General features: G+C 46.8%; 16 protein-coding genes. 2 read left to right on the top strand and 14 right to left on the bottom strand.

The features are described from left to right. Positions 1–103: 103 nt before the first annotated feature. Positions 104–673: an aminoacyl-tRNA hydrolase gene (gene pth, locus ACTCCX_RS05100; protein ID WP_463275035.1), complete on the bottom strand. Its 570-nt coding sequence runs from the start codon at positions 671–673 to the stop codon at positions 104–106. A 387-nt stretch (positions 674–1,060) separates the two neighbouring features. On the opposite strand from pth, the gene ACTCCX_RS05095 reads away from it, so the two are divergent. Then, complete coding sequence (locus ACTCCX_RS05095; protein ID WP_463275034.1) at positions 1,061–2,038, top strand: L-lactate dehydrogenase; 978 nt, start codon at positions 1,061–1,063, stop codon at positions 2,036–2,038. A gap of 383 nt (positions 2,039–2,421) precedes the next feature. On the opposite strand, the gene ACTCCX_RS05090 is transcribed toward ACTCCX_RS05095, so the two are convergent. Next, a complete protein-coding gene (locus tag ACTCCX_RS05090) occupies positions 2,422–3,402 on the bottom strand; it encodes a ribose-phosphate diphosphokinase (protein WP_463275033.1) in 981 nt (326 codons plus the stop codon). Between the two features lie 96 nt (positions 3,403–3,498). Further along, the gene (glmU, locus tag ACTCCX_RS05085; protein WP_463275032.1) at positions 3,499–4,875 is read right to left on the bottom strand and encodes a bifunctional UDP-N-acetylglucosamine diphosphorylase/glucosamine-1-phosphate N-acetyltransferase GlmU; all 1,377 of its coding nucleotides are present in this window, start codon (positions 4,873–4,875) and stop codon (positions 3,499–3,501) included. 206 nt (positions 4,876–5,081) lie between these two features. Between glmU and ACTCCX_RS05080 the strand changes: the two genes are divergently transcribed. Next, positions 5,082–5,615 carry a cupin domain-containing protein gene (locus tag ACTCCX_RS05080; protein WP_463275031.1) on the top strand — a complete coding sequence of 178 codons (534 nt, stop codon included), beginning with the start codon at positions 5,082–5,084 and terminating at the stop codon, positions 5,613–5,615. A 100-nt stretch (positions 5,616–5,715) separates the two neighbouring features. Here the strand turns inward: ACTCCX_RS05080 and purR are convergent, their stop codons facing one another. From purR to ACTCCX_RS05025, 11 genes are all read right to left on the bottom strand, one after another. Continuing rightward, positions 5,716–6,543, bottom strand: coding sequence for a pur operon repressor (gene purR / locus ACTCCX_RS05075; protein WP_463275030.1), 828 nt, complete (start codon positions 6,541–6,543; stop codon positions 5,716–5,718). 158 nt (positions 6,544–6,701) lie between these two features. Continuing rightward, entirely contained in the window at positions 6,702–7,511 is an 810-nt protein-coding gene (locus ACTCCX_RS05070) for a metal ABC transporter permease (RefSeq protein ID WP_463275029.1), read from the bottom strand. Continuing rightward, positions 7,457–8,164, bottom strand: coding sequence for a metal ABC transporter ATP-binding protein (locus ACTCCX_RS05065; RefSeq protein WP_463275028.1), 708 nt, complete (start codon positions 8,162–8,164; stop codon positions 7,457–7,459). Before ACTCCX_RS05065 ends, ACTCCX_RS05070 begins: the two co-directional genes overlap by 55 nt. 18 nt (positions 8,165–8,182) lie before the next feature. After that, a complete protein-coding gene (locus ACTCCX_RS05060; protein WP_463275027.1) occupies positions 8,183–9,136 on the bottom strand; it encodes a metal ABC transporter solute-binding protein, Zn/Mn family in 954 nt (317 codons plus the stop codon). A 169-nt stretch (positions 9,137–9,305) separates the two neighbouring features. Beyond that, on the bottom strand, positions 9,306–10,166 hold the full coding sequence (ispE, locus tag ACTCCX_RS05055) for a 4-(cytidine 5'-diphospho)-2-C-methyl-D-erythritol kinase (protein WP_463275026.1): 861 nt from the start codon (positions 10,164–10,166) through the stop codon (positions 9,306–9,308). A 237-nt stretch (positions 10,167–10,403) separates the two neighbouring features. Continuing rightward, on the bottom strand, positions 10,404–10,661 hold the full coding sequence (locus ACTCCX_RS05050) for a Veg family protein (protein WP_068559042.1): 258 nt from the start codon (positions 10,659–10,661) through the stop codon (positions 10,404–10,406). 248 nt (positions 10,662–10,909) lie between these two features. Further along, complete coding sequence (gene rsmA, locus ACTCCX_RS05045) at positions 10,910–11,809, bottom strand: 16S rRNA (adenine(1518)-N(6)/adenine(1519)-N(6))-dimethyltransferase RsmA (protein WP_463275025.1); 900 nt, start codon at positions 11,807–11,809, stop codon at positions 10,910–10,912. Then, positions 11,806–12,405, bottom strand: a complete 600-nt coding sequence (rnmV, locus tag ACTCCX_RS05040) for a ribonuclease M5 (RefSeq protein WP_463275024.1) — start codon at positions 12,403–12,405, stop codon at positions 11,806–11,808. The genes rsmA and rnmV overlap by 4 nt, the downstream gene beginning before the upstream one ends. Beyond that, on the bottom strand, positions 12,402–13,184 hold the full coding sequence (locus tag ACTCCX_RS05035; RefSeq protein WP_463275023.1) for a TatD family hydrolase: 783 nt from the start codon (positions 13,182–13,184) through the stop codon (positions 12,402–12,404). The genes rnmV and ACTCCX_RS05035 overlap by 4 nt, the downstream gene beginning before the upstream one ends. A gap of 114 nt (positions 13,185–13,298) precedes the next feature. Continuing rightward, positions 13,299–15,317, bottom strand: a complete 2,019-nt coding sequence (gene metG, locus ACTCCX_RS05030) for a methionine--tRNA ligase (RefSeq protein ID WP_463275022.1) — start codon at positions 15,315–15,317, stop codon at positions 13,299–13,301. Between the two features lie 193 nt (positions 15,318–15,510). Further along, positions 15,511–16,272 carry a MerR family transcriptional regulator gene (locus ACTCCX_RS05025; RefSeq protein WP_463275021.1) on the bottom strand — a complete coding sequence of 254 codons (762 nt, stop codon included), beginning with the start codon at positions 16,270–16,272 and terminating at the stop codon, positions 15,511–15,513. Positions 16,273–16,431 lie beyond the last annotated feature (159 nt).

The following is a 16,431-nucleotide window of genomic DNA, read 5'->3' as shown; positions in this document are numbered from 1 at the left end:
CTCCTCGTTCATGGTGTATTCTGCAGAAAAAGTTATCGCTTTCATAGCGAGCTGCCTGTGCTGTTTGGGGGCAGACACAAAAGAGGTCCAGCTGAAGCTGAACCTAACCTTTTTTATTGAATTGATTCATGGTCTCCAAAAAATTGTTCCCTTTAATGAAATGATCGATCGCATCCACACTTTCTTTTACGGAGTGCAACATTTCGGCGTGTTCATCTTTCGGAAAAGGACTCAATACGTGCTGAATGACCGTCATATTGTGATGAGGCCTTCCGACCCCGATGCGGATCCGGTTGAAATCCTGCGTCCCTAAATGCTGAATCAAGCTTTTGATGCCATTATGTCCGCCGGCCCCACCTTTTTGGCGAAGCCTTATTTTTCCTACAGGCATATCCATATCATCGTATACGACAACCAGATCTTCGATTGCGATGTTGTAGTAGTCCATCAACGGCCTTACCGATCTTCCCGAATCATTCATGAATGTCAGCGGTTTGACGAATAAAACTTTTTCGCCATTTACGGTGGTCTCTATGTATAACGCTTCAAATTTATTTTTATTGTACTTCTCTTTATTCTGAAAGGCCCACTCGTCTAAAGTAATAAAACCGACATTGTGCTTCGTATCGGTATACTTAGGACCTGGGTTCCCCAATCCAACAATCATTTTCATTTGTTTTCCCCTATATTTTCCAGTCGTAGTTATGTCCGCAAGGGACCAAGCGCATGCTTTCCGTCCCTTTACGCCAAAAAAGGCCGCACGGATGTCATCCGCACAGTTTGCTTTTGAACAGTATACCACATCCTTCATATATTCGTAAGCAATCGGATCGGGAGCCGCTAAAAAATATTGTGAAAGAATTCGCAGCTATCCATTGAAAACGACAGCATTTTATTTTATAATATTTTTATATAATATTTCACAGGTTGTTCACTGTTTATCTCTCTCGTGCAATCATCGCTGGTTCTGAAAATCTTTGCCGAGCGGGATAGGCCCAAAGAGTAATCACCTTTGTTTAGTGTTATAATAGAATCAGCAAATAGTGAGAGGAGCATTATAATGGCAGAATTGAGTGGAAGTACAGGACAAAAAATTATTTTAGTCGGTGACGGCGCGGTAGGATCAAGTTATGCGTTTGCGTTGGTTACACAAAACATTGGTCATGAATTGGGTATCATCGATATCAACAAAGCAAAAACAGAGGGAGACGCCATCGACCTTTCCCACGCTTTAGCTTATACCTCACCCAAGAAAATTTATGCAGCATCATACGCAGATTGCCACGACGCTGATATCGTAGTATTGACTGCAGGAGCTGCCCAAAAGCCTGGTGAAACACGTCTCGATTTGGTAAGCAAAAACTTGCGCATCTTCAAGTCGATCATCGGAGAAATCATGGCGAGCGGTTTCGACGGTATTTTCTTGGTAGCATCCAATCCAGTGGATATCCTCACTTATGCAACTTGGAAATTTTCAGGGCTTCCTGCTAACCGCGTCATCGGTTCTGGTACTTCCCTGGACAGCGCCCGCTTCCGTCAAAGCATCTCTGCGCTTGTAGGCGTAGATGCCCGTAATGTTCACGCCTATATCCTAGGGGAACATGGCGACACTGAATTCCCAGTATGGTCCCACGCCAACGTTGGTGGCTTGCAGATTTACGAATGGGTAAAACAAACTTCCGCTGTGGATGAAAAAGCTTTGGTCGATGTATTCTTCAAAGTGCGCGATGCCGCATATGAAATCATCGAGAAAAAAGGAGCGACCTTCTACGGTATCGCCGTAGCCTTAGCCCGTATCACTAAAGCTATCCTGAATGACGAAAATGCGATCATGCCTTTATCCGTCTATTTAGATGGTGAATATGAACACAAAGACATCTTCATCGGCGTGCCGGCAGTCATCAACCGTTCCGGTATCCGCAACATCATCGAAATTCCTTTATCCGATGCAGAACAGGAAAAAATGGATCTATCCGCTACAACACTGAAAAAAGTATTGGAAGAAGGATTCGCCAGCCTGGAAGCAGACGCAAAATAATACTTTACAATCTCAAGCACCCGCCGCCCGTCAGGGCCGGCAGGTGTTTTTTGACATAACTAGGAAAGTATAAATTTTTTCGGAAATTAGATAAATCTGTCCTATTGCGCTCTTCGATGCTCAGTCGGACAGATTTCCTAAATTTCTTTCAGGGCTGTACGAACCCGTTCAGCTTTTTTTATTTTTTCGGGGTGCGGGTGCTGAGGGTGCGGGTTGTCCGCCCCTGGAAGCATGAATTATTGGGCATTATCCATCTTTTCCGGCCACGCTCGGGCTCGGAAAGATGGATTCTTTCGGGGCATTCATCTTTTCCAGACTCTCCAGCCCAACCCCAAAACCAAAAAAGCCCTCCCATGGGAGGACTTTTTTGGGTTAACGGATTCTTAGTCGATGATCACGAATTTTTCTTGGAACAACGGGCTTACTGAACGGTTTTCGTGGATACGTTTGATTGCTTCGGCGATCAATTGTGACACGGATACCTGTACGATTTTCTCGCTGACTTTTTCAGCAGGAATATTGATTGAATCAGTAACAATCAATTCTTTGATTACGGAGTTGTTGATGCGGTCCATTGCTGGGCCTGACAATACAGCATGTGTGCAGCAAGCATAGACATCCAATGCACCCGCATCCTGCAATGCTTGGGCAGCCAATGTGATTGTGCCTGCAGTATCGATCATGTCGTCGATCAGGATACATTTTTTGCCTTCGACATTCCCGATGATGTTCATGACTTCTGCTACGTTCGCTTTCGGTCTTCTCTTATCGATGATGGCGATCGGAGCTTTGATGAATTCAGCCAGTTTGCGGGCTCTTGTCACGCCGCCATGATCTGGGGAAACAACGACTACGTCATGGTTTAGAACTTCGTGATCCAAGAAGTAACTTGCCAATAACGGAGCTCCCAACAGATGATCGACTGGAATATCGAAGAAACCTTGAATTTGAGGAGCATGCATATCAAGTGTCAACAATCTGTCAGCGCCGGCATTGGTGATCATATTCGCCACTAATTTAGCTGTGATCGGCTCACGTGATTGCGCCTTACGGTCTTGGCGTGCATAACCATAATAAGGCAATACGATGTTGATTGTTTTGGCGCTCGCGCGCTTCAAAGCATCGATCATGATCAAAAGTTCCATCAAGTGGTCGTTTACCGGAGAGCTAGTTGATTGGATGACGTAAACGTGGCAACCACGGATACTTTCGTCGATGTTGATCTTGATTTCACCATCGCTGAATTGGGATGATGAAAGGGTTCCTAACTCGACACCAACGTCAGCCGCAATTTTCTCAGCCAAAGGGCGATTTGAACTTAAGGAAAAAATCTTAAGTTTTGGATCTTTGTAATGTTCTGTCATGATAATCCTCCGTTAATCTTTTGTTTTTACCAAATTAAACACATACTGATATTGTATTTTCAAAATCATTCTACCATACATGTATAAGGTTTTGCTTTATTTTTTGGCTGGCGGCAATTTTTCCCAATAGCCGGGTTTGTTCTCCTGGCGGCTGCGGGCGATGCCCATCGCGCCTTCAGGCACATCTTTTGTGATGGTCGAACCTGCGGCTAGGAATGTGTTGGCCTCGACTTTTACAGGAGCCACAATGTTCACGTTGCAGCCGATGAACGTATTGTCACCGATGCTGGAACGGTGTTTGTGTTTGCCGTCATAATTCACGAAGACGGTACCGCAACCGACGTTGATGTTTTTACCAAGATCCGCGTCTCCAACATATGTCAGATGTCCGACTTTTGTGTCTTCGTTCAATACCGCGTTCTTCACTTCCACAAAATTTCCGATGTGGACGCGTTTTCCGATGTGGCTGTTCGGTCTCAAGTGGCTGAAAGGACCGATGTTGCTGTCCGATTCCATCACAGACTCTTCCAAGTTGGAGCTTCTGATCTGGACGCAATCACCGATTGTTGTGTTGCTCAGTTCTGATCCTGAGCCGATGAAACAATCTTCACCGATGATCGTTTTCCCTTTCAGGAATACGTTCGGTTCAATGACTGTGTCGCTTCCGATGATCACATCCGCCTCGATGTAGGTATTATCCGGGTCAATCAAGGTAACGCCGTTGCGCATGTGTTTTTCATTGATGCGTCTCTTCATGTAGACAGAAGCTTCAGCCAAAGCGACACGATCGTTCACGCCCAAGGCCTCACCCATATCGCTCATCTGATAAGCCGTCACGATTTCCCCTTGGTTCTTCAGGATTTCGATGACATCTGGTAAATAATATTCGCCTTGCGCATTGTTGTTGCCCACTGATTGCAGCGCGGCAAACAAATATTTGTTATCAAAAGCATATGTTCCGGTATTGATTTCCTGCACAAGCGCTTCTTCCGGAGAAGCGTCTTTTTGTTCCACAATTTTTTCTACGTTATCTGAAGCATTTCTGATGATGCGGCCATAACCGGTCGGATCGTCAGCATGCGCAGTCAGGATAGTTGCTTTCGCTTTTTTCTCTTCATGGTACTGCAATAAGGATTCCAACGTCTCTGCAGTCAGGAGCGGTGTATCTCCGCAGATGACCAACGTAGTGCCCTCTTTGTTCTCCAGCACAGCTTGCGCTTGCAGGACAGCGTGCCCTGTTCCCAATTGTTGTGCCTGCAATACATATTCCGAACGATTCCCCAAGCATCCTTTGACAGTATCCGCACCATGCCCTACAATTGTCACTACCTTCTCAATGCCAGCAGCCTCTACTTGATCCACGACGTGCTCAACCATTGGTTTTCCGCAAACGGCATGCAGCACTTTATAAAGTTTGCTTTTCATGCGCGTTCCTTGACCAGCAGCAAGTATGATTGCAAAACGATTAGCCATAAGCAACTCCTATCTTTTCAATTTATTCCTTCAACTAAATTATCTTAGCCTAAAAACTTGCTTTTTTCAATATGATGTCGGACATAAATACAGACTTCTTTTCATTTTCTAATGGAAATACGAAGAATGCGGATACATTATTTCTTATTGACCGGTTTTTTGGTTATACTTGTAAACAGGAAGACACAACGAAAGGATTGATTCCAATGACAAAACCGACTGCATCATTTTGGATACAGGAATTGTTGCTTCAGCCACACGCGGAAGGCGGTTATTTTCGCGAAACCGGTCATTCTCCCGAATTGATCGTTACCGAAGACCAGAGAGAACGCTACCTCTTCAGTAATATTCTTTTTCTGTTGACTGCAGACAACCCCTCGCATTTTCACCGTTTGAAGTCTGATGAGGCCTGGTACTTCCATGAAGGCAGTACGTTGACCATTCATCTGTTGCATCCTGATGGCCGTTATGAGGCGATTAAGCTAGGGCGTCATCCCGAAAAAGGAGAACTTTTCCAATTTACGGTTCCGAAAGGAGTCATCTTCGGGAGCAGTATCGAAGGCTCATCAGGAGACTACGCTCTCGTGAGTTGCATGGTTTCCCCAGCATTCGATTACCGTGATTTTGAATTGTTGTCTTATGATGCGCTGATCAAAGTCTATCCTGATTGTGGAGGCGTTTTGGAAAAATTGGCCTACAAAACACTGCCGGAGACTTCTTTCCGGAACGACCAAGTGTGAGTTCCTCAGAACCCCACTGTGTGAAACCCGCTTTTCCCAACACAAGCCAAAGAGCCGGCCCTTAAACTTAAGGGCCAGCTCTTTTTTCATGGCTACTTTCTCACTCGGTGCTTGAATCGAAATAATTGCCCAAACCTACACTGATGGAGTGATCTTTCAAGTCGATATTGTTCACGCGAATCAGCGATGTATAATCGAATACTTCACGCTTGGAATTATAGCCTGCTTCAGCGAATACGGTTACGCCGACTGTCTCCGATTCGAACTCGGAAATCATGCTGCGCATACCATTGATGGTGCCGCCGCCTTTCAGGAAATCATCGACAATCAGAACTTTTGAACCGCGCGCCAAGCTGCGCTTGGAAAGCTCCATCTTTTCGACGCGATCGGATGAACCGGAAACGTAGTTGATGCTCACTGTAGAGCCTTCAGTAATTTTTGAATCCCGGCGTACGATGACGAACGGCACATTCAGATAAGTGGCTACCGCTTGCGCGATCGGAACCCCTTTTGTCGCGACAGTCATGACTGCATCGACTTTTTTGTCGACGTACTGGGCTGCGATAACACGTCCGATTTTCTGCAACAATTCCGGATTGCCCAACATATCAGAAAGATAAACGTATCCTCCCGGCAATAAACGATCTTTGCTGTTCATGATTTCGCACATTTCTTCTATAATTTCACGGGCGTTTTCTTTGGTGATTGTCGGAATGTATTTGACGCCCCCTGCTGCTCCCGGAAGCGTTTCGACAATCCCTGTTCCCCGATCTTCAAATGTTTTTTTGATGATGGATAGGTCTTCGCTGATGGATGATTTCGCTGATTCATAACGTTTAGCGAAATAAGTCAATGAAATCAACCGATGCGGTCTTTCTAGTAAGTAACGGGTCATGTCAACTAACCGTTCACTGCGTTTAATTTTCAATCCAAATCTCTCCTCATATTGCGTTCTTTTCCCTATTATATAGTTGATTCCTGAAAAATGAAAGCATTTAATTGCGTATTGTTCGTTTTTAATTGAATTTTAGCAAAAAAAACAAGAGCATTGTTCTGCTCTTGTCGATATATCTTATTGTTAAGATTCTACTTCTTTTCTGTGATGACCTTATAGATGCTGGTCAAAACGAACATGCCCACGAAAACCAAGCTGATGGTGGCACCGGGAGGCGTTCCATACTGGTAGGAAGCGAACAATCCTCCGTACATTCCCGTCAAGCCGATTCCAATCCCAAGCAAGATGACACCGTTGAAGGTATGCACCAATCGCATCGAGATGGCTGCCGGAAGGATCATGATCGAAGAAACCAGCAAGGAGCCGGTGATCGGCATCACCACGCTGATGGCGACCCCGGTGATCACGGATACCAACAGCGACATCATGCGGACCGGCAAGCCCGCCGTATGAGCTGTGTCTTCATCAAATGTCAACACATACAACGGTTTACGGAAAACCAAATATAATAAGACAACAATGATTGCCAACGCCAACAAGATGAGGATCTGCTCATCATTGATTGTGATGATCGACCCGAATAGGAACTGCTCCACACTTGCATTCTGCTTCCCCGACACGAAACTCATCAGCACCAACGCTACCGCCATCCCCGTAGCCATCAGAATCGCGACGGATATTTCCGAATAGCCTTTGAAGATGACTCGCAAATATTCGATTCCGATAGCTGCCAAAATGACGATGCCCAATGTTGTAAGCGTCGGATTGATGTTAAGCAGCATGCCTAAAGCAACGCCTGCTAAGGAAACATGGGACAACGTATCCGCCATCAAGGACTGCCGGCGCAAAATCAACAGCAGACCCAAAACGGGCGCCATGATCGCGATCAATGTTGATGCTTGGAAGGCTCTTTGCATAAATCCATAGAGAAACATCTCCACGGCGAATCCTCCTTTCTGACTAACTGAATATGGGTATCCACAAATTCTTTGATGTCTTCATGCTCATGGGTAACCATGATGATCGCTTTATTGTGGACTTGCGAATTGTGTTTCAGTAAACGATAAAACCGTTCGCGCGACTCCTTGTCCATCCCGGTTGTCGGCTCATCGAGCACGAACAGGTCCGGATCTGTTGCAAAAATACGTGCCAAGGCGATACGTTGTTTTTGCCCACCGGAAAGTTCTCCGATCTTTTTGTTGCGCATTTCCCACATGCCCACTGATTCCAAGGCTTTTTTTACATGGGTATGATCTTCTTCGTCCAATTTTTTGAACCATCTGCCTTTTTGGTATCTGCCCGACTCCACAAACTCAAGGACCCTACTCGGAAACCCTATATTGAACGACGAAATTTGTTGCGGTGCGTAACCGATCGTAAGCTTTTCTCCTCGATAGTTCACCTTCGAAATCGTCGCACTGCCTTCCCGGGGATTCAACAATCCCAGAACGCTCTTCAATAAAGTGGATTTCGCTGCGCCATTCTCGCCTGTAAGGATGACAAATTCGCCTTCGTGCACTTGAAATGTGATATCCTGCAGGACAGGTTCATCATCGTAATAGAACGACAGATGCTGTACATCGATGTACTCCACTTGAATCCCTCTTTTCTCCTACTGGATTACTTTTTTCAAAGCGCTCAAATTTTCTTCCATCACACTCAGATAATCTTTGCCCGCTTCTTGATCCTCTTCTGTTATCCCTTCAAGCGGACTCAACACTTCCAGAGAGGCCCCTGCTCCTTCGGCGAGCGTTTCTGCGGTTTTTGAAGACGCGCTGTCCGAATAATAAACGGTAGTAATCTGATTATCAATCATAAATTGCTGCAGTTCAGCCAGTTTGGCAGGATTCGGTTCCGCATCGGATGATACATCAGAGACCGCCACTTCAGTCAGATCGTAGCGTCGGGCGATGTAGCCGAAAGCGGCATGTTGTACGACGAACGTGCGGTTTTCAGCAACCTCAAAGGCACTCTGATAAGCTGCATCCAGATCCGCCAATTTTCCTTTAAAGGCAGCGGCATTCGCTTCATAACTCTCTTGGTTGGCTTCATCCGCCTCAACTACTCCGGCCAAAATGGCTTCGACTTCCGCTTGTGCATACACCGGATCCAACCAGACATGCGGATCGACGCTGTGGGCATCCTCACCTTCTTCATCACTGTGTTCTTCTTCGGTAGCTGTATCCTCTTCCAGCTCAAAAAGCGCGATATCCTCGGCAGCTTCGACAACGATCACATCGCTGGATTCAATGGATTCCAATACGCTGGGCACCCATGTTTCCATTTCATCGCTGTTATAGACGAATACATCAGCTTCAGTGATTGCTGCGATATCCTGCGGTGTCGGCTCATAACCATGCGATTCTTGTCCGGCATCCAACAAAACAGACACTTCGCCATTATCCCCCACCACATTTTTCGCGAAGTCATACATCGGATAGAAGGTTGTGACGACCGTGATCCCCTCCTCGGAAACACTTGATTCGCTGCTTCCGCCCGTTCCGCAACCAACAAGAACAAGGGCGGCCGCAGACAATATGCCTGTCATTTTCAGTCTATTTATCATAATTTATTATTCCTCCAAAACGTAATGATTACTATTTAAGTCCCGATAGACACTTTATCATAACTCAACGGAACGCGTCAACCTTTTCGCTTCCGTTTCGCAGCAAAAACCGCGAACACTCCAAGGAGTTTCGCGGTTGCGTCAGGGCGGGATTGTTCAGCTATTCTTATCATTCTTCATTGAGTAGTCGGACCATGTATACTTCTTCGCAGAACCCGCGCAGACTGTTGTAGACTCTTTTGATGCGCGACGTGTTTCTGCTGAATCCGATGATGGTAGGGCCGCTGCCGCTCATCGTAACGCCGTCAAGGCCGTATTTTTCCATCCGGTCTTTCAATTTGCGCAGTTCCGGATGCTTATTGAATGTCACTTGCTCCAAAGCATTCCCTACGTTCTGGCACATCCGTTCGTAGTCACCTTCTTCAATGGCTTGCGCCACGATGCGGGAAGTCGGATTGTGCTGCAGTTCCTCAACAGCCAGAAGACGGAAAATTGTCTTCGTAGAGACGCTCAAGCGCGGTTTCGCCAAAATCACCCAACAGGATGGCATCGGGTGCAATTTCCGGACGATTTCCCCTCGGCCTGATACAAAAGCAGTGCCGCCCACTATGCTGTAAGGAACATCCGAGCCCACCTGGTTACCGATCGCGATGAGCTCTTCAACAGAAAGCTGCAGATCCCAGATTTTGTTCAGCGCGCGCAGCGCTGCAGCGGCATCAGTGCTGCCGCCACCTAATCCGGCTGCAACAGGGATTTTCTTATCGATTTCAATTTTGATTCCCTTATTTATTCCGTAACGGTCTTTGAGAAGCTTCACCGCTTGATAGACATGATTCCGCGTATCAACAGGCAGAAACACTTTATTTGTGTATATCCTGATTTCATCTTCTTCGAGAGGAGTAAAAGTAAGATGGTCCGCGAGGTCGACTGAAGCCATCACCATTTCGAGTTCATGATAATAATCATCCCGCTTATACAGTACATCTAACGCCAAATTTATTTTTGCCGGCGCCCGCTCAATCCATTCCACCGCTCCACGCTCCTCCCCACTGTTCTTATAATACAATACTAGCGTAAGCGTGCGCTTTTTAAAAGAAATATATGTCAACAAACAAGAATTAGTTTCTGAATGATCACCATCTCATCGCTCAATGCCCGGAACCGGTTTGTTATTCGCACGATTCCGCGGACATCAAGCGATTTTTCGATAAAAAAAAACAGACATTCGCTGTCTGTTTGATTTATTTGGAATATGTTCTTACATCATTTAAGCGTACTGGCATTTTTCTTCATCGTAAAATAAAATCTCTACAGCTTCGGTTAAAACATCTGCATAACTGTATGATACACGTTCAAATGCATTTTCGTTTTGGTCTAGATCAACTACAAATACAGCATGATACGTTTCCCGTAAAATACCTTTTCGTTCCGTCTTACGTTTGCGTCCTGCTTGCGCAGTCAGCATAACTTTTTGGCCTAAGTGACATTCCAGTTGTTCCTTAATCTGACTCAAATTATCCGGCATTCTGTTTCACCTCACTGAGTCCAATTATAACACAGATAAATTAAATTAACAAGTATATCACAGAGGACGAATGCGCGCAACTATGAAACGGACAAAATTTTAAAGAAATCTTATCATCTTTTTTTACTTTTTTTTTAGTAAAACTGCTGACAAAAAAACGGCATCTTCCGTTCTGAATGAACTCCGGAAGATGCCGTGACTGCGTCGTCGATTGTCTGAAAGCTTAAATATCAGACGATTTTTATTTTTTATTGCACATCTAAATATTTAACCAAAGCATTCGCAAGGTCGGCAAATTGTTCGATGCTCAAAGCTTCTGCCCGCTTCGAAGGCTCGATACCGGCTTCTTCAAGTCCCGCTGTCAATGCCGCCTTGACTTCCTCCGTTTTACCGTAGCGGGACAGCAGATTGTTCCAGAGTGTTTTTCTGCGTTGATTGAAACCAGCCCGGACCAGATCGAAAAAGAATTTTTCATCCGTAACCTTCACTTTCGGTTCCGCTCTGCGTTGCAGCTTCAGGATTGCCGAATCGACATTCGGTTGCGGCACAAAAACGGTCTTCGGCACAATGAAGGCAATCTCGGCTTCCGTATAGTAGTCGATCGCAATCGTCAATGAACCGAAGGCTTTCGTTCCGGGCTTCGCCGTCATACGCTGCGCGACTTCCTTTTGCATCATCATCACGAACGTATCGATCGGCAGATCCGTTTCGATGAAATTCATGATGATAGGCGTTGTGATGTAGTAAGGCAGATTCGCTGCCACCACCAAGCGTTCAGCCGGTTCAAAATGCTCCTCGATCACTTGCGGAACGTTCGCCTGCAGAATATCCTGAAAAATAATTTCGATATTATCGTATTCCGCAAGTTCTGTCTTCAAAATAGGCGCCAATCGTCTGTCCACTTCAAACGCTACTACTTTCTTGGCTTCTCTGGCCAGACGCTCCGTCAATGCTCCGATACCGGGTCCGATCTCAATCGCATTGGTGTTTTTGTCGATTCCGGCCGCAGCCACCATCTTCGTCAATATATTCGGTTCCACCAGAAAGTTTTGACCCAGGCTTTTCTTCATGGTCAGATGGTATTTTTTTAAGATGGCGTTTGTTCTGCTTGGTGTTGCTATATCCTTATGGTGTTCTAATGCAGTCATCTATTTTCCTCCTCCTGCCGCAGGGCGGTCAGGCTATCCTTTTCATCCAGTTCTTTCAAAATGGCCGTCATCGCTGTGTTGACATCTTCTTTTTCAAGTTGGAACATGCGCAGGCGCTTCAACAACTGTTTTCCGTTCGTATGCCCGATTCCCAGTGCATCTCCCAGCAATTCCCGATAGCGCCCTGAATCGGCATGTCCGACCAAGTGCCATTCATCCAGGAATTTCCTGTCGATATCGCTTGTTTCAGCTTGTCTTTGCGTGTAGACATTCTTCAGCGCTTCCCTGATGTTTTCGGGGGATGCATGCTCGATTCCGAGGCTTCCGCCTTTCGGAGATTGCGCGTCATCCTTACGCAGAAATGCATGCTTGACGCCAGGGATCCTCTCCACGATCATCGCCCGGATCTTGCCGCCCGGAAAATCCGGATCGGTGAAGACGATGACTCCCCGTGTCGCTTGCGCATGAGCAATCAGCCGCAACGTTTCTTCGTTGATTGCCGATCCGTTTGTTTCGATCGTATCAGCCTCCACCGCTTCCTTGATCCGTTTGGTATCGTCTTTCCCCTCAACCACTATAATCTCTTCTATTTTCATTTGTCATCCAATCCGAATAATGTATTCGCGTTTTTGGTTGCCTGCAGCGCGATCCGTTCGAAGGTCTCTCCGCGTAATTCCGCGATTTTTTCGGCTACATAGCGTACATAGGCCGGCTCGTTCCGCTTTCCGCGGAAAGGGACGGGCGCCAGATACGGCGCATCTGTTTCGACAAGCAGTTTCTCGATCGGAACAACTTTTGCCACTTCATGCACTTCCGTCGCTTTTTTGAAGGTGACGACGCCGCTAATCGAAATGTGCATACCCAAATCCAAAAATTTCTTCATGTAATCGGCATCACCGCTGAAACTGTGCATGATGCCGCCGATGTCGCGTACATCCTCTTCCTTCAGGATGCGGTAGGTGTCTTCGATGGCATCCCGCATATGGATGCTGATCGGCAGTTCCAACTCTTTGGCGATCGCGATTTGCCTTCTGAATACTTTCGCCTGGACATCATGCGGCGCAGTGTCCCAGTGATAATCCAGACCCATTTCGCCCATGGCAACAACCTTTTTTTCTTCAAGCAATGCCATCAGACTGTCTTCCACTGCAGCGGTATAGGTTGCTGCTTCCGTAGGATGCCAGCCGATGATGCTGTAGATTTCAGAATATTTCGCGCTCAATTCGAGCGATTTTTTTATTGTGTCCGCATCGAAGCCCACTACTGCAAATCTTGCGACACCGGCTTCGTGAGCCCTTGTGATGGCCGCGTCCACGTCATCCGCAAAAGCGTCCACATTCAGATGCGTGTGTGTGTCAAATAATAGTTTATCCATAATTTCCTTTCCGATTCCTGCGGGAAGACCATTGTCCGCCCTGATTCTTCTGCATCTAAAATGGACAAAGGAGTCCAGGACAACTGCCCCAGGCTCCTTGAATCACAAAAACCTTTATGCCACTGTAGAACCATTTGCTGCCGCTTCAGGTGCGAGTATGACTTGTAGGACGCCATCCTTTTCAGCAGAAAGGATCATCCCTTGGCTGATTTCGCCTTTCATTTTACGCGCTTTCAGGTTAGCGACGATGATGACTTTCTTGCCGATGAAATACGCTGGATCCGGATACCATTGCGCGATACCCGACAGGATTTGGCGATGACCTTCATCACCCGCATCCAGACGGAATTTCAGCAATTTATCCGCGCCTTCGACTTTCTGGCAATCGATGACCTCGGCTACCTTCAGCTCGACTTTATCGAAATCTTCATACTTGATCTGTTTTTCTTTTTCGGAAGCCAATACGGTATTCGAGGGATCCCACTCGGCCGCGACTGCTTCCTCTTCCACTAGGGCCGTTTCGCCCATTTGTTCCTTAATGTAGGCGACTTCTTCTTCCGTGACCAAACGAGGGAAAATCGGTGTGCCTTTTTCGACTACCTTTACGTCCGCCGGGAATGTTCCGAAAGTCACGTTTTCCCAAGTGCCTTGTTTTTCGAAGTCCAGTCCGAGTTGTTCATATATTCTGAACGGTGCCTGTGTCATGAACGGAGACAAGAGAATGCCGACGACGCGCAACGTTTCCGCCAAATGGGCCATAACGCTGCCCAATTCCGCTTGCTTGGACTCGTCCTTCGCCAAGACCCAGGGAGCTGTCTCGTCGATGTATTTGTTCGCGCGGGAAATGAGGCGCCAAGTTTCGGATAGTGCCGAACTGAACTGCATGTTGTCCATTTCCCTCACGTAATTCTCGGTCACTTCCGCTGCCATCGCTTTGAGTTCCGCGTCGAAAGCCGTTTCCTCCGCAAGCGCGGATGGAATGTTTCCTCCGAAATATTTGTTGATCATGGCAATCGTTCTGTTCAACAAATTGCCCAAATCATTCGCCAGATCATAATTGATCCGGTTCACGTAGTCCTCAGGCGTAAAGATGCCGTCGCTTCCGAAAGTCACTTCGCGCATCAGATAGTAGCGTAAAGCATCCAAACCGAAACGTTCCACCAGCATATCCGGATACACAACGTTGCCTTTTGATTTGGACATTTTACCTTCCTTCATCAGCAACCAACCATGCCCGAAGATTTTCTTCGGAAGCGGCAGATCCAAAGCCATCAGCATGATCGGCCAATAGATGGTGTGGAAGCGCACAATTTCTTTTCCGACCATGTGCACATCAGCCGGCCAATATTTTTGGTAAAGCGAGTCATCAGCTGACCCATATCCCAACGCAGTGATGTAGTTCGCCAATGCATCAATCCAAACATAGACCACGTGCTTGGGATTACTCTTAACCGGAATCCCCCAGGTAAATGTCGTCCGTGAAACAGCCAAATCCTCAAGGCCCGGTTTGATGAAATTATTGACCATCTCGTTTTTGCGCGACTCCGGTTGGATGAAATCAGGATGCTCCTCGTAATAAGCCAACAGACGATCCGCGTATTTGCTCATGCGGAAGAAGTAGGACTCCTCTTTCACCAATTCGACCTCATGTCCGCTTGGAGCAACCCCTCCGATGATCTTTCCGTCGGCATCGCGGTACACTTCAGCTAATTGCGTTTCTGTGAAGAATTCTTCGTCGGAAACGGAATACCAGCCTTCGTATTCGCCAAGATAGATATCGCCCTGTGCCAATAATTGTTCGAATATTTGCTGAACTGCCTGCACATGATCATCGTCTGTCGTACGGATAAATTTGTTGTTGGAGATGTCCAGACGTTTCCATAATTCCTGCATATCCTGGGCCATTCCGTCCACATATTCTTTCGGCGTGATGCCCAATTCTGCTGCCTTGTTTTCGATTTTCTGTCCGTGCTCATCTGAACCCGTCAGGTAGAACACATCGAATCCCATCAGTTTTTTATAGCGCGCCATGACATCGCATGCGATAGTCGAATATGCATTACCGATGTGGAGCTTACCGCTCGGATAATAGATTGGAGTAGTGATATAAAATGTATTTTTGTCTTTAGCCACGAATGAGTGCCTCCCTGAATTCTAAGTTCTTTGCGAATGTACGCAACTTACCGTACCATTCTACCACAAAAGTCAAGAGTTGGGGGGGCGAAATTCGAAACATGCGGCAACACTGCACCATCACCGGCGGCTCAAGATCCCCGCAAAAAAGCCGAAAGCGCATTACAGCTTCCGGCCAAGCCAGTGTCATTCATCATTTGTCCGTGTGGTTGTGGATCGCATCCCGCAAAAAGGCTGCGGCCCCTTTGCCGGATGATTTGTCGTAGTAAGCAGTGAACCTTTCGTCGTCGACATACATCTGGGCCAGCCCGCGGTGCGCTTCCGGCGAGTAGGTCGGCCAAGTGTAGCTCAGCCACTGTTTGTGCAAGGCGGCAACCGCCAAAGCACCTTCCCCAGCGGCGTCCCCCGTAGCCATCGCTTCCGTCAGCAGTTTCTGCAATCGCACAGCCATCTCCTGCATCGCATCAAAATCTGCTTCGCTCATTCCGGCGAATTTCTTGTTTGATGCTTCTACGCTCGTTTTGCCATATTTATCGCGGATTTCCTGCCCGAAGCGGGTTTCGTTCTCGTCGAGCAACTCCCTTTTCAAACCTTTAAATTTTTCCTTGTCGCTCATTTTTTTGCCTCCTCTTGTTTCTTCCAACGTAGCATCCACCGTTTTGATCAGCAATTCAATTTCTTTCTTTTTCTCCAACAGTACCTGTTTGTGAGCGACCAATGATTGTTCCGCATCATATTCAGGATCATCCATCGCTGATTTGATCTCGTCAAGCGAAAAGGACAGCTGTTTGAAGAACAGAATCTGTTGCAGCCTGTCCACCTCTGCCTCCCCGTAGATGCGATAGCCAGAGGTGCTGGTGCGTTTGGGCTTCAGCAGACCGATTTCGTCATAGAAACGCAACGTACTCGTGCTGACACCGGCCAACCTGCTCAATTTTTGGATTGTGTATTCCATCCTATCCCCTCCGATGCTTTCATCTTACACCTTGACGCCGCGTCAAGGTCAATAGATTGTATAAGAAAAGCTGAACGGGTTCGTTCAGCCCTGAAAGAAATTTAGGAAATCTGTCCGACTGAGCATCGAAGAGCGCAATTGCTGAGAGACTTCCTGCGT

This window comes from Trichococcus sp. (assembly GCF_055118575.1).
The sequence above is the reverse complement of the archived record's forward strand: the minus strand, read 5'-3'. Positions and strand labels throughout refer to the sequence as shown.

Bases quoted from the DNA above. Each gene is read 5' to 3' on its own strand.
- ACTCCX_RS05060 (WP_463275027.1), bottom strand. From the start codon at position 9,136: ATGATAAATAGACTGAAAATGACAGGCATATTGTCTGCGGCCGCCCTT.
- ACTCCX_RS05050 (WP_068559042.1), bottom strand. From the start codon at position 10,661: ATGCCGGATAATTTGAGTCAGATTAAGGAACAACTGGAATGTCACTTA.
- rsmA (WP_463275025.1), bottom strand. From the start codon at position 11,809: ATGACTGCATTAGAACACCATAAGGATATAGCAACACCAAGCAGAACA.
- ACTCCX_RS05025 (WP_463275021.1), bottom strand. From the start codon at position 16,272: ATGGAATACACAATCCAAAAATTGAGCAGGTTGGCCGGTGTCAGCACG.
- rnmV (WP_463275024.1), bottom strand. From the start codon at position 12,405: ATGAAAATAGAAGAGATTATAGTGGTTGAGGGGAAAGACGATACCAAA.
- pth (WP_463275035.1), bottom strand. From the start codon at position 673: ATGAAAATGATTGTTGGATTGGGGAACCCAGGTCCTAAGTATACCGAT.
- ACTCCX_RS05080 (WP_463275031.1), top strand. From the start codon at position 5,082: ATGACAAAACCGACTGCATCATTTTGGATACAGGAATTGTTGCTTCAG.
- ACTCCX_RS05095 (WP_463275034.1), top strand. From the start codon at position 1,061: ATGGCAGAATTGAGTGGAAGTACAGGACAAAAAATTATTTTAGTCGGT.
- ACTCCX_RS05035 (WP_463275023.1), bottom strand. From the start codon at position 13,184: ATGGATAAACTATTATTTGACACACACACGCATCTGAATGTGGACGCT.
- glmU (WP_463275032.1), bottom strand. From the start codon at position 4,875: ATGGCTAATCGTTTTGCAATCATACTTGCTGCTGGTCAAGGAACGCGC.
- ACTCCX_RS05090 (WP_463275033.1), bottom strand. From the start codon at position 3,402: ATGACAGAACATTACAAAGATCCAAAACTTAAGATTTTTTCCTTAAGT.